11 protein-coding genes are annotated in these 13,411 nt (G+C 31.5%); 1 reads left to right on the forward strand and 10 read right to left on the reverse strand.

The annotated features are described in order from the left end of the window. Nucleotides 1-42 precede the first annotated feature (42 nt). On the reverse strand, nucleotides 43-2,427 hold the full coding sequence (locus HXZ69_RS04560; RefSeq protein ID WP_286495185.1) for an outer membrane beta-barrel family protein: 2,385 nt from the start codon (nucleotides 2,425-2,427) through the stop codon (nucleotides 43-45). A 166-nt stretch (nucleotides 2,428-2,593) separates the two neighbouring features. On the opposite strand from HXZ69_RS04560, the gene HXZ69_RS04565 reads away from it, so the two are divergent. After that, a complete protein-coding gene (locus tag HXZ69_RS04565; protein WP_286495186.1) occupies nucleotides 2,594-3,148 on the forward strand; it encodes a DUF4303 domain-containing protein in 555 nt (184 codons plus the stop codon). A 35-nt stretch (nucleotides 3,149-3,183) separates the two neighbouring features. On the opposite strand, the gene rpoN is transcribed toward HXZ69_RS04565, so the two are convergent. The 9 genes from rpoN to HXZ69_RS04610 form a co-directional block, all read right to left on the reverse strand. Then, on the reverse strand, nucleotides 3,184-4,656 hold the full coding sequence (rpoN, locus tag HXZ69_RS04570) for an RNA polymerase factor sigma-54 (RefSeq protein WP_115000980.1): 1,473 nt from the start codon (nucleotides 4,654-4,656) through the stop codon (nucleotides 3,184-3,186). An 81-nt stretch (nucleotides 4,657-4,737) separates the two neighbouring features. Next, nucleotides 4,738-6,186 carry an asparagine--tRNA ligase gene (asnS, locus tag HXZ69_RS04575; RefSeq protein WP_125349294.1) on the reverse strand — a complete coding sequence of 483 codons (1,449 nt, stop codon included), beginning with the start codon at nucleotides 6,184-6,186 and terminating at the stop codon, nucleotides 4,738-4,740. Nucleotides 6,187-6,349: 163 nt separating this feature from the next. Then, a complete protein-coding gene (locus HXZ69_RS04580; RefSeq protein ID WP_280051165.1) occupies nucleotides 6,350-6,787 on the reverse strand; it encodes a hypothetical protein in 438 nt (145 codons plus the stop codon). A 58-nt stretch (nucleotides 6,788-6,845) separates the two neighbouring features. Then, nucleotides 6,846-9,257 (reverse strand): DUF5686 family protein, encoded by a 2,412-nt coding sequence (locus HXZ69_RS04585; RefSeq protein WP_219034348.1) that lies wholly within the window; start codon nucleotides 9,255-9,257, stop codon nucleotides 6,846-6,848. A gap of 76 nt (nucleotides 9,258-9,333) precedes the next feature. After that, entirely contained in the window at nucleotides 9,334-9,888 is a 555-nt protein-coding gene (frr, locus tag HXZ69_RS04590; RefSeq protein WP_115000990.1) for a ribosome recycling factor, read from the reverse strand. A gap of 8 nt (nucleotides 9,889-9,896) precedes the next feature. After that, the gene (gene pyrH / locus HXZ69_RS04595) at nucleotides 9,897-10,607 is read right to left on the reverse strand and encodes a UMP kinase (RefSeq protein ID WP_115000992.1); all 711 of its coding nucleotides are present in this window, start codon (nucleotides 10,605-10,607) and stop codon (nucleotides 9,897-9,899) included. A 50-nt stretch (nucleotides 10,608-10,657) separates the two neighbouring features. Continuing rightward, a complete protein-coding gene (locus HXZ69_RS04600; protein WP_221855403.1) occupies nucleotides 10,658-11,425 on the reverse strand; it encodes a TatD family hydrolase in 768 nt (255 codons plus the stop codon). Next, entirely contained in the window at nucleotides 11,415-12,404 is a 990-nt protein-coding gene (locus HXZ69_RS04605; RefSeq protein ID WP_221855401.1) for a GSCFA domain-containing protein, read from the reverse strand. Before HXZ69_RS04605 ends, HXZ69_RS04600 begins: the two co-directional genes overlap by 11 nt. Before the next feature lie 3 nt (nucleotides 12,405-12,407). Further along, nucleotides 12,408-13,379, reverse strand: a complete 972-nt coding sequence (locus tag HXZ69_RS04610) for a polyprenyl synthetase family protein (protein WP_115000998.1) — start codon at nucleotides 13,377-13,379, stop codon at nucleotides 12,408-12,410. Between the last annotated feature and the right edge of the window lie 32 nt (nucleotides 13,380-13,411).

Consider the following 13,411-nt stretch of genomic DNA (forward strand, 5'->3'; position numbering starts at 1 on the left):
AACCCCAATATTTTAATCAATATTGGGGTTTGTATTTTAAAATTATAATCTTCCTTTTTCAGAACTACTTTTTGATTGTTCTATTGTGAATGATTTTCCAAAATTGTATCGAATTCCAATACGATAATAGCGAGCAGATTGTCCTGTATAAACAAATTTTGTATCGTTACTAAAACTTTGATCTTGCCAAGCTTTATCTTTAAATACATTGTTCACATTAAACGAAACCTCGAATTTTTTATCCAAAAATAACGCTCTCAAACCAAAAGCTGTACTCCAATTCGCGCGACTTCTTGACATGGCATCAATTGTTTTTGTTGTATAATTTGTGGTATGATTAAACAATAATGTTTTCGATTTATTCAATTCTAAATTATTTGTCAAACGAAATTCTCCATTAAATCCATCCAATACATAATTGTATTCAGGAATAATTCCTTTTGTTTTCTTGTAATACAAATCAATCGTTCCATTGACTTTCCACCATTTTACAAGCTTGAAATTTAGATTTTCACTAATTCCAAAACTCTCCGAATCAGCATAATTATATGGAATCCAATTTTGTGTATTTTCTGTTGGATTTACAACCACAATTTGATTGATTTCATCCGTAGAATTTCTGTAATATAATGTTGTAACTGCCAAATCTTTGTATGCATATTCCAACTCATAATTATACGAATAAGAAGGTTTTAATTTCGGATTTCCTTCGGCAAAAGAATAAGGAGAATAAATGGTACGAAACGGATTCAATTGTCCCATAAAAGGTCGATCAATACGACGCCCAACATTAATACTTAACGAATGATTTTCAGCAGGTTTATACATCAAATAAGCGGTTGGAAATAATCCATCATATTTATAGGTATCATGTTGATTTTCTTGCGGAGAAAAACCTTTTGCATCTGTATTTTCGTATCTCAAACCAACTTTTGCAGACCATTTTTCTGAAATATCTTTTTCAATACTCGCATAAAAAGCCAAAATATTTTCGTCATAATAAAAACCATTACTCAACTTTTCATCATAAACAGGCGACCCAGAAGATGTGTTGTAAAATAAATTATCGCTATTATTTTTCGTCCAACTATAACGTCCACCATAATTTAGTTTCCAAGTATTAACGGGATGTTCCATATCAATATTCAAACTATAATTATTTGCTTTTTGGTCGGACAAACTTTTATTTCCTTGATATTCTGTTTTATTTTCAACATCTTCTGAATTAAAAAATCGGTTTGAAGTTACACTTGTATTGTTATTATTAAAATTTACCCAATCAAAATCAAATGTCAGTTTTTTTCCGATCGTATCCATTTTATAAATCACATGATAATTCAGCGTATTGTATTTCGTGTTTCCTTTGCTTCCATTTCGATCATTCAGAATATAACTCAACAATTCATTTTTATCCAAACTATTTATCGTTGTTTTCGTGCCACCAGTTCCTTTTCGATTTCCAGCATATAAATCAACCGTAAAACCAGTCGTCAATTTATCTGAAACTTTATAATCCAATCCTAATTTTCCGCCAATATTTCTATTTTTTCCACTATTTTTTTCTCTTTCAGTCCAAACTTCATTTGTCTTTCTAAAATAAATATCAGATTGTCCAATTCCATCATATTCACCAAAACCACCAAAAATATTCGAAACTAAAGTCCATTTATTTTTTCGGTAATTAAACGATGCACTATTGTTCCAATATGGTTTGTTATAATGTTGCAATGATGACGACAAACTTCCATTCCACGAGTCTTTTTTGCCTGATTTCAGTACAATATTGAGAATTCCACTATTTCCTATTGCTTGATATTTTGCGGGTGGATTTGTAATTACTTCAATTTTCTCAATATCATCTGCACGAAGCGTTTTTAAATAATTTGTCAATTGATCACCAGACATTTCTAATAAACGATCGTCCACCATCACACGCAAATTACTTTTACCAATTATCGAAACTACATCATTATCAACCTTTAAACGAGGCGCCAATTTTAGCAAATCTAATGCATCTCCGCCTTTTGCTCCCTCCGCTAAATCAGCGTTAAAAACAAGTCGATCAACTTTCTTTTCAATTAATTTTTTCTGACTCTTTACAACCGTTTCATTTAATGTAATATTTTCAGTTTTAGGAAGAATAATAACGCCTAAATCCTGATTTTTTCCACATAAAATCGTTTGAGTATGAAGCAAAACACCAGCTTCTTCTATTCGAAACATATAATTTCCTTCGGCTAAGTCAACTGTAAAACTTCCTTTATCATCAGTTGAAATTTCATCAATAATTTGATCATCTTTCAGAATAATCACATCTGCTAGACTAACAGGCGTTTGATTTGTATATTGTAAATTTCCTTTATATTGTTGTTGCGCAAAAATAGAGGTCGACGCAAATAATAGAATTGGAATATATAATTTAGACATATTAGGTTTGTTTACTATAATGACGTACGAATTACAGAAAAGTTACATGGAAAATGAAGAATAACAGAATTTGTCTTAAAAAAATAAATTAACAATGATTTAATATTTAAAGAATTTTACTACATTTCAAGAAAAATAATAACAGCCAAATAAAAAATATAAATGAATGGATTTCAATGAATTCAAAAATAAATTAGCTCAATCTACCAAACAAGCCTTTTTAGAAATTTATAACGAAAATCCTTCACTAGACCTATATGCCTTTGCTTTGTGCAATAATGAGTCGAGAATAGCTATTCATCCTTCGGCAAATTCTATCGAACATTTGGAAAAAGTATCGGATGAAGACGATTTTTGTTACTACAAATACGAGCCTTCTGAATGGAAATATGATTATTTAGGAGCTGAAAATTCTTTCCAAGAAATCAATCAAATGTGCAAACAAATAGTTGATGAACACGACGATGACGAAGATTGGTTTTATCAATTTCAAAATAAAATTAACGAAAAATGCATCGAAGTGTTGGAAGAATTAAAGAATGAAAATTTCTTTTCTAAATTAATCGGTAAAGATATTTTCTTGAACTTTTCTGTGATTGATGATGATTTGAATGTAGAAAAACAACAAAAAATTATTACGCAATTGAATGATAATTCATACAAAGAAGATTATTTTGAATGGATGACAACTTGGGGTAAAAACAAAAAAAGAGCTTTATAAAAAGCTCTTTTTTTATTGATTATATTCTAAAAATTTTAGATTTCTTTTCTCAATCTTGCAACCGGAATATTTAGCTGTTCACGATATTTTGCAATTGTACGACGAGCAATTGGATAACCTTTTTCTTTTAAAATTTCGGTTAATTTTTCGTCTGTCAAAGGTTTACGCTTATCTTCATCTGCAATTACATCTTGCAAAATTCGTTTGATTTCGCGCGTCGAAACCTCTTCTCCTTCATCATTTGTTAACGATTCTGAGAACAAATCTTTTATCAAAAATGTTCCGTAAGGCGTTGTGACATATTTAGAATTCGCTACACGAGAAACTGTCGAAATATCCATTCCAATTCTGTCTGAAATATCTTTTAAAATCATCGGTTTAATTTTCGTTTCATCTCCTGTTAAGAAATACTCTTTTTGAAATTTCATAATCGCTTCCATCGTGTATAAAAGCGTGTTACGGCGTTGCTGAACCGCATCAATAAACCATTTCGCAGAATCTAACTTTTGTTTGACAAACATCACAGCTTCTTTCTGTTGATTCGATTTATTTTCGGTTTTTTTGTATGTATCTAACATTTCTGCAAACGCACTCGAAATTTTCAATTCTGGTACATTACGTCCATTTAACGACAATTCTAAATCGCCATCGTTGATATGAATCGTAAAATCTGGCGTTATTTGCTCTACAATTTTACTACTACTCGAAAATGATTTTCCTGGTTTTGGATTCAAACGTTCAATCTCCGAAATTGCATCACGCAACTCATCATCATCCGCATCATATTTTGCCATCAATTTCGAATAATGCTTTTTCGTAAATGCATCAAACGATTCTGAAATTAATTTTTCTGCTAACTCTACTGCTTCTGTTTGATTTTTATTTTCTAATTGAATCAATAAACATTCTTGCAAATCACGCGCACCTACACCAACTGGATCCATTCGTTGAATATAATTAATCAACAAATTTTCGACCTCTTCTGGCGAAGTGTAAATATTTTGCGAGAATGCTAAATCGTCAACCAACGATTTAATATCACGACGCATATAACCATCATCGTCAATATTTCCTAAGATAAATTCAGCAATTTGAAATTGTTCCGAAGTTAATCGATTCGTATATAATTGTGATGTCAAAAACTCGATAAAGCTCTCTCCTTGCGCGTAAGGAACAGATTTATCTTCGTCATCATCACTATAATTATTCGTATACGTTTTATAATTTGGGATGTCATCATCGCTCAAATAATCATCAATATTGATGTCACTTGTGTCAATCACTTGCTCGTCGCCAAAATCATCACTCTGATTGTCCCATTCTTCCTGTTCTCCTCCGTAATCTTCATCATATTCAGAAGATTGATCATCCAAAGCAGGGTTTTCTTCCAACTCTTCCTTTACGCGTTGTTCAAAAGCAACCGTAGGAAGTTGAACCAACTTCATTAATTGGATTTGTTGTGGCGATAGTTTTTGTTGTAATTTTAAATTTAATTCCTGCTTTAACATATTTTGGGTTTTGGCTTATATAAAAAACGGATTTAGCTTAAAGTTACAATTTTTAAGCATAAATCCGTAAAAATATTTTGATTAAAATTCAGCGTTATTCGGTGTTCTAGGGAAAGGAATTACGTCACGAATGTTACCCATTCCTGTAACGAATAATACCAAACGCTCTAAACCTAAACCGAAACCTGAATGTGGCACAGAACCGAAACGTCTTGTGTCACGGTACCACCATAATTCTTCTTTATCAATTCCGAATTTTTCCATTTTTTCGTCTAAAACTTCTAAACGCTCTTCACGTTCAGAACCTCCGATAATTTCTCCGATTCCAGGGAATAAAACGTCCATTGCGCGAACTGTTTTTCCATCATCATTCATACGCATGTAAAATGCTTTGATTTCTGCAGGATAATCAAATAAAATAACTGGCGTTTTGAAATGTTTCTCAACTAAATAACGTTCGTGTTCTGATTGTAAATCTGCTCCCCAACCTTCGATTGGATATTTGAATTTACCTTTTTTATTTGGTTTAGAATCTTTTAAGATATCTATTGCTTCTGTATAAGTTAAACGAATGAATTTGTTATTTAAAACATATTCTAAACGCTCAATTAAACCTAATTCAGAACGCTCTGCTTCTGGTTTTTGTTTTTGTTCTTTGTCAAAACGTTCAGCTAAGAATTTCAAATCATCTTTACACGTTTCCATTGCATAAGTGATAACAGATTTCATAAAATCTTCTGCCAAATCCATATTTTGATCTAAACGGAAAAACGCAACTTCTGGCTCAATCATCCAGAATTCAGCTAAGTGACGAGAAGTATTCGAGTTTTCTGCACGGAAAGTAGGTCCAAATGTATAAATTTTCCCTAATCCCATTGCTGCTGTTTCTCCTTCTAACTGTCCAGAAACCGTTAAGTTAGTCGATTTACCAAAGAAATCTTGTGTATAATCTACTTTACCTTCTTCATTTTTAGGTAAGTTTTCCATATCCAAGTTTGTGATATGAAACATCTCTCCTGCTCCTTCAGCATCAGATCCTGTAATAATTGGCGTGTTGATGTAAACGAATCCATTTTCGTTGAAATACTTGTGAATCCCGAACATTAACGCGTTACGAACACGCATAGTTGCAGCAAAAACATTTGTTCTGAAACGTAAATGTGCTTGCTCACGCAAAATCTCTAAACTGTGTTGTTTTGGTTGTAAAATTGTTCCTTTTAAATCATCAGATGGCGCAGTTCCTAAAATTTTGATTTCTTTCGCAACAATTTCAATCTCTTGACCAGCTCCTTCACTTTCTACCACTTCTCCTTTTACTTGTAAAGAAGCTGCTGTAGAAATTTGTTTTATAATTGATTCGTCAAAATTTTCGAAATCTACTACTACTTGAATATTATTAATTGTAGAACCGTCATTCAACGCGATGAAACGATTACTTCTGAACGATCTTACCCATCCATTTACAACTACTTCCTGTAGCAACAAATCCTTGCCTTTTTCTAATAAGGCTTTAATTCCGTACGATTGCATAATTTTTTAATTTATCCTTACAAATTTAGTTATTATTTAAAGTTATAAAAATTATAGGCATAATTTTTGCGAATATTTTTCAACCAACCTAAAAATCCTTTACAATTTCAATGAAAATGTAAAGGATTTTTGATTTTAGTTTATTTTTTGAAGTGAAATTATTCTAGTTCTTAGATTCAAAACGCAAAAGAAGTTCATTTATTCTTTGAATAAGAACTTTATCAGAATTATTATTTTGAATTAAATAATCTACATAATTTTTTAATTCGTAAAATTGACTATCAGTTTTAATTTGATCTTTCTCAATTATCTTTTCGATTCTTTTAAAATATGATTCAAAAATATCAATGTCATAATTGGTTGTCTTTATCAAATATTCATTAAAACCAAAATCTCTATCTTCGATAAAATCAGACGTTAAATCTTTAAACCAGTTTTTTAAAATAGTTAATTTTCTTTTTGAATAATACTCCTCTGTTTGAGTTTTTAGACGAATATATTCATCTTTCATTTCATTATTAAAAGCAAGATGAACAATATAATAATCTATAGTCGCAAGTACTAAATCTCTATATTTTTTAAGTTCAAACTCTTTATTCATAAATTTAAATCAATATATACGATTCTGAAACGAGTCCAGAATGACAAAATCTAAATACCTACAAAAAATTCAAATTTACAGTTAATTTTAAATAGAAATTATCTTGGAATTTTTCTTCTGAATAAGCACCTAAACGGTAAAATGCTCCCAATCCAAATGTTTTGAAAATTAAATTATTTACTTCAACTCCTGTTTCGTGGTAATAATGATTCAATGTTTTGAAATCTAAATTTTGATGATCTGTTTTATCTTTCATATCACCTAAAACTCCACGGTAAACGAATTGTGGGAAAATAATTTTGTTTCCGACTTTAACGCCAGCAAAAATATGTTTCAATTGAAAGGATACAAATCGATCCGAATAAAATTCTCCAGGACGCATTGTTTCGAAATTTGTTAAACCTCCTACTCCAAAGTTTGCAAAATCATTACGTTTTGCGTTTCCTTGTCCTTCGAACAAGTTCATCAACGGCATTTTTCCTTCAACCCAACCCGCATTTACATTGAAATTTGTTTTACCAACTCGCGTATCGAACACATCAAAATAAGAAATATTGAAACGAAGTGGATCATAATCAGAATTGAAAATATCCCAATATTTCGTCAACATTGCATAGAAAACAGATTTCCCGCTATTCACCGTCACTTTTCCGTAAGGCGTGCGGATAAACTTGTCTTTTGGTGCAAAACGGATCGCTAATTGCGTATTATACAAATCGTACCAACCTATATTATTCAGGAAAGAATAATCAAATTCTGCTTGTTGTTTTTCATAATTTGCCGAAATATTGAAGGTTACATTCTTGAAAATATCTTGCTCATATCCAAAAGAATAATGTTTATACGAAAAATATTCGTGATTATAAATATTACTAAAAGCTCCAGAAATTAGACGTGTATAATTCGATTGTAATAAAATTGGCGTTTTCCCAGAAGCCGAAACATCTTGCGAGTATTTTGCAAAAATTCGACCCGAATAAGGCTTATTTACATAATAATCTCCACCAAATCCAAACTTGAATGTTTCATCTTTGAAACCATAAGCTGAATACGCATTCAACGAATATTTATCGCTCCAATTTTCATTTGTATTAAACGCGGCACCAAGTCTAAAACCTTCGTAATCATTAAACGCTAAGATTTTTGTTAAATCTAAATCAACTTTTCCTAATGATAATTTCCCACCAGAATTGATGATTCTCATCAATTTCATTTGACGTTCTAACTTATATTTATCGCCAATACTATCAATTGTCGTATAAGTATTTCGCTCTTTGTTTGATAATGACGAATCGCGGTAATCTTCCATCACATTGTCCCATTTCTTTTCGTTCATATTTTGAAAAGAAATTTCGTCTTCGTAACCTAAAAATTCGTTGCGTTTGAAATGTGCTGGATTTTGAATATCCTTGAAAGTTGTTTCAAGATTAATCCAAATTTTTTCTTTTTTATCAATAAAATCATCATCGGATAATTTCTCTGTAATCTTAAAATTACCAGCTTCCATGCGATATTTTTGTTGATTTGGAATCCAAGAACCATTATTCAATTTCCAATCTGCTTCTAATTCTGCAACATAATTTGAAATCGTATTTTCTGCTTCAATTTTGATTAAAGCATACGTTCTATCATCAATCCAAAGTGTTCCTTTAATTTGTCTTTTATCCGTTTTGATTGAAGGGAAAAAGCTAATAACAGCCGTTTTTCGCCCATCAATAAAAATATCCTCTTTGAAACCATAACGGTAATGCGAAAGACCTTCTCGACTTACTGGATTAATAATTCCTTTGAAGAAAAAATTGATTTTATCTTGATCAAAATTGAACGCAATTGGTTGCATCGCCAAATATTCGTACAAAGGCGAACGCATTCCAGAAATACGAGAAGATTGCACGATATTTTTTAGTCCAAAACGCTTCGAAACTTTATGATCCATTGCACGTTCTCCCAAAAATAAATGACTGTTGTCTAACAATTTTTTCCATTGATTATTGACAGAATCTTTGTGATTTTGAGGTTGAATGATAAACGGAATCGAATCGTTATTTACTGTACTCCAAAATTTAGTGTATGATTTTAGGAAAATATTTCCTCCGTTTCTGATTGTATTTTTGGATTGATTGCGAATTGCTTTGATAATCAAATTACGACCAACAGAATCATTTGTCGTAAAACTAACCTCATCCAAACTAATGAAAGAAGGTTTCATCATAATTTCCACCAACTTTTTACCATCAGTCTGAATACTTTCTGAGAAATATCCGTTTTTGATTATATCAATAAAATGAACAGAATCATTGATATCCAATTCTCCTAATTCGTCTGTTTGACCAAGAAATTGTTTGGTATCGCTGTAAACATTAGCACCAGTTAAACGAAATTCGTCTTGAGCATCGAATACTCTCACTTTAATTTGAGCAAATGTGGCAATTGAAATACAGAAATTTAGCAGGAATATATAGTTCTTCATCTTTTGAAATTGATTATGCAAATAAATAAAAAAAGCAGCGAAACGCTGCCTTAAAATATTTTTTTTTCAAGAAAGATTAAACTTTCATGATTTCAGCTTCTTTTTTCGTTAAAGCTTCTTCTAATTTCTTAGAAAACTTGTCTGTTAATCCTTGAACACGTGTTTCGTAATCTTTCACCATGTCTTCAGAAGCTTCTTTTACAGCTTTTAACGCTTTGTTCGCATCTTGACGTGCATTACGAAGAGAAATTTTAGCAGTTTCCATATCCGATTTGGCCATTTTCACCAACTCTTTACGACGTTCTTCTGTTACTGGAGGAATACTGATAATAATTGTATCTCCATTGTTAGAAGGTGCAAAACCTAAATTAGCATTGATGATTGCTTTTTCAATTTCATGAATTAAATTTCTCTCGTATGGTTGAATGCTCAATGTCATTGCATCTGGTGTATTTACATTTGCAATTTGAGTTAACGGAGATAAACTTCCGTAGTAATCAACACGAACTGAACTTAACATTGCAGGAGTAGCTTTACCTGCTCTTAATTTGTCGAATGCAACCTCTAAGTGACTTACAGTTCCCTGCATTTGCTCCTTAGCCGTTTCTAAAATAATATCTAATTCTTCCATTTCGGGATTTATTTATTTGTTACTAGAGTACCTACGTTATCTCCTAAAATTAATTTTTTCAAGTTACCATCTGTATTCATATCAAATACAATAATAGGTAAATTATTTTCTTCACTCAAAGTAAAAGCTGTCATATCCATTACTTTTAAGTTTTTATCGTAAACTTCTTGATAAGAAATTGTTTCGAATTTCTCTGCTGTTGGATCTTTTTCTGGATCTGCAGTATAAATTCCATCAACACGAGTTCCTTTCAAAATAACATCAGCTTGCGTTTCAATTGCTCTCAAAACGGCTGCTGTATCTGTTGTAAAATATGGATTTCCTGTTCCTGCACCAAAAATTACGACACGACCTTTTTCTAGATGACGCGTAGCTCTTCTTTTGATAAATGGTTCTGCGATTTGCTCCATACGAATAGCCGTTTGTAAACGTGTATTAACACCAGCATCTTCCAAAGCTCCTTGCAATGCCATACTGTTAATCACAGTTGCCAACATTCCCATATAATCTCCTTGTACACGATCCATACCAGAAGCAACACCTTGTACACCTCTAAAAATATTACCACCTCCGATTACGATTGCCACTTCGCAACCAAGTTCAGCAACTTCTCTAATTTGTTGCGCATATTGTTTCAGCATATTTGGATCAATACCATATTGTAAATCTCCCATTAATGCTTCACCACTCAATTTAAGTAATATTCTTTTGTATTTCATCTTGTCAAAGGTTTTCTTTTGCAAATATAATTTTTCTATTCTGATTTATCCTAACGTTCGAAAATGTCAAACGCATTTTTTGTTGTAATTGCTGCAATTTCAGCTGGTGTTTGATGGTAAATATCAACCAACTTATCGCAAACATGTGTCAAATAACTACTTTCATTTCGTTTTCCACGAAACGGAACTGGCGCTAAATAAGGTGAATCTGTTTCGAGAACGATATGTTTGATATCAAAATCACCTAAAAATTGATCTATTTTACCATTTTTAAAGGTTACAACTCCACCAATTCCTAATTTCAAATTGAAATCTATTGCGCGTTGTGCATCTTCTTTTGTTCCTGAAAAACAATGAAAAATTCCGAATAATTTTTCATCTTTCACTTCTTCTAACACTTCAAAAACTTCATTGAAAGCATCTCGACAATGAATGATAATTGGTAAATTCTTTTCTTTTGCCCATTCAATTTGCATTTTAAATGCATCTTGTTGCGTTTGTAAAAATTCTTTTTCCCAATACAAATCAATTCCGATTTCGCCAATTGCTTTAAATGGTCGTTTATCAATCCATTCGCGCACATGAGCCAATTCGTCTTCTATTGTATCTGGATGAACCGAACACGGATGCAAACCCATCATCGCAAACATCGAATCTTGGTGAGCAGCTTCTAACGCCAACATTCTATCCGTGTAACTTTTATCAATTGCTGGCAAATAAAATCGCTCTACTCCATTTTGCTTTGCTCGCGCAATTACTTCATCTATATCATTCTCAAATTGCTCCGAATATAGATGTGTATGTGTATCAATTAACATGTTTTATTTTTGATTTCAAAAGTTCATTTTCAACTGAAAAATCAAGTTGATTTCCTTTTTCTAATTCATTCATCAATGTAATCGTTTTTACTAAAAATTGTTGATAATTGTCTGATCCTTCATTAAAAGGGCGATGATTAATTGCTGAAATAACTTTATTTATTTTTTGAATAATTGTTTGCGTTGATTGCTCGAAATAAGTTTCTGAAAACTTTTCCCAAATATAATCAACGGCTTGTTTCGATGGATGAATCAAATCTTCTTTGAAAAAACGATAATCTCTCAAATCATCTAAAACTAATTCATATGACGGGAAATATTCAACTTGATTATTTTGAAGACTTAATTGATATAAAGCATCCAACAGTCTAGCTTTACTTACATTATTTTCGATCATTCCATCTTTTGTATGACGAACAGGACTAACTGTTGTAATGATGCGAATAGTTGGATTAATTTTCTTCAAATCTGAAACAATCAATTCCAACGATTTTAGATTATCTTCTGTTGTTAATAATCTTTTTTCAAATTGTTTTGCCTCAACTTTATGACAATTCGCGACAACTTGATTTGAAGTTTTCCATTCATAAATCCACGATGTTCCCAATGTAATCATCAACACATCACAAGAATGAATGTAATCATGAACCTGATTGATTGTTGAATTTAATTCCTCTAAAACAGCTTCTTTCGTCAACGCATTAAACGACGAATGTACATCGAAACAGAAAAATTCTTCTCCGTTTTGATGTACATCAGTTATTGTAAAATATTTTTTATGAATGCTTCTTTCTATTAAATTTTGAATGGAATGTGAATTAAAAATCACTCCAAATGGATTAATTAATCCATCAAACTTTAAATCGGTCAAACGCTTTCCAATTTCATCTGAAAAACAAGAACCTATCGTCAATATTTTGTGTTGATGATTGAGTTTAAAATCAGAAGATTGAATTTGAAAAGACGTTCGAAATTGCATTTTTTATCCTTGTCGATCAATTAAAACTTCGCTTAATTCTCTCAAATAAGATTTACGTTCTTCTGGAACATCAATTTGATCCAAATAGCTGTGCGCTTTATTCGTATATTCTCTAATTAACGTTGAAAGTTTACGGTTAACATTCAGTTTTCTGAATAATTTTTCTACCGCATATACCTTATCGATATTATCTGTATTTGAACTATACCAATATAATAATTCCTCTTTTTCTTCTTCGTTTGCCGCTTCTAAAGCAGAAATGTAAAGAATCGTTTTCTTATTCTCGAAAATATCTCCAGCGTGTTTTTTACCTAAATGTTCAAGGCTACCAAAAACATCCAAATAATCATCTTTCAATTGATACGCGATTCCTAAATTCAAACCATATTGGTACAATTTATCTGAATCCTCCTCCGAAGCATTTCCAATCATTGCGCCTAATTTCAAAGCACAACCAAGTAAAACACTCGTTTTTAGAGAAATCATTTTGATGTAATCTTCGTATGAAACATTCAATTTTGTTTCATAATTCACATCCAATTGCTGTCCTTCACAAACTTCTAAAGCAGTTTTAGAAAATAATCTTGTCGAACGTTTAAATAATTCTGGTTCTAAATCTTCTAAATATTGATATGCTTTTACCAACATCGCATCACCAGAAAGAATCGCTGTATTTAATCCAAATTTTTCGTGAACTGTTGGTTTACTTCTTCTTAATGAAGCATTGTCCATAATATCGTCGTGCATCAACGAAAAATTATGAAAAAACTCAATCGCTAACGAAGGTTTCAACGCTTTTTCAACTTCACCATCAAACAAATCAGTTCCCAATAAAGTCAAAATTGGACGAATTCTTTTACCACCAATATTCAAAATATAATCCATCGGTTCGTATAATTCTTCTGGATTTTTAGAAAATGGATTTTTATCGATTGTTTCGGCAATTAATTCGTGAAATTTATCAAATGAGTACATAGTTTGATTTTTGTAAAAATTAAGTTTTGGCA

Origin of the sequence: Empedobacter sp. R132-2, assembly GCF_030324375.1 — a bacterium.
Lineage (GTDB): Bacteria > Bacteroidota > Bacteroidia > Flavobacteriales > Weeksellaceae > Empedobacter > Empedobacter falsenii_B.

What these genes read in the sequence shown, in the direction of transcription:
- HXZ69_RS04605 (WP_221855401.1), bottom strand. Translation starts at nt 12,404, where the DNA reads ATGCAATTTCGAACGTCTTTTCAAATTCAATCTTCTGATTTTAAACTC.
- rpoN (WP_115000980.1), bottom strand. Translation starts at nt 4,656, where the DNA reads ATGTTAAAGCAGGAATTAAATTTAAAATTACAACAAAAACTATCGCCA.
- HXZ69_RS04560 (WP_286495185.1), bottom strand. Translation starts at nt 2,427, where the DNA reads ATGTCTAAATTATATATTCCAATTCTATTATTTGCGTCGACCTCTATT.
- HXZ69_RS04585 (WP_219034348.1), bottom strand. Translation starts at nt 9,257, where the DNA reads ATGAAGAACTATATATTCCTGCTAAATTTCTGTATTTCAATTGCCACA.
- HXZ69_RS04610 (WP_115000998.1), bottom strand. Translation starts at nt 13,379, where the DNA reads ATGTACTCATTTGATAAATTTCACGAATTAATTGCCGAAACAATCGAT.
- HXZ69_RS04565 (WP_286495186.1), top strand. Translation starts at nt 2,594, where the DNA reads ATGGATTTCAATGAATTCAAAAATAAATTAGCTCAATCTACCAAACAA.
- HXZ69_RS04600 (WP_221855403.1), bottom strand. Translation starts at nt 11,425, where the DNA reads ATGTTAATTGATACACATACACATCTATATTCGGAGCAATTTGAGAAT.
- frr (WP_115000990.1), bottom strand. Translation starts at nt 9,888, where the DNA reads ATGGAAGAATTAGATATTATTTTAGAAACGGCTAAGGAGCAAATGCAG.
- HXZ69_RS04580 (WP_280051165.1), bottom strand. Translation starts at nt 6,787, where the DNA reads ATGAATAAAGAGTTTGAACTTAAAAAATATAGAGATTTAGTACTTGCG.
- pyrH (WP_115000992.1), bottom strand. Translation starts at nt 10,607, where the DNA reads ATGAAATACAAAAGAATATTACTTAAATTGAGTGGTGAAGCATTAATG.
- asnS (WP_125349294.1), bottom strand. Translation starts at nt 6,186, where the DNA reads ATGCAATCGTACGGAATTAAAGCCTTATTAGAAAAAGGCAAGGATTTG.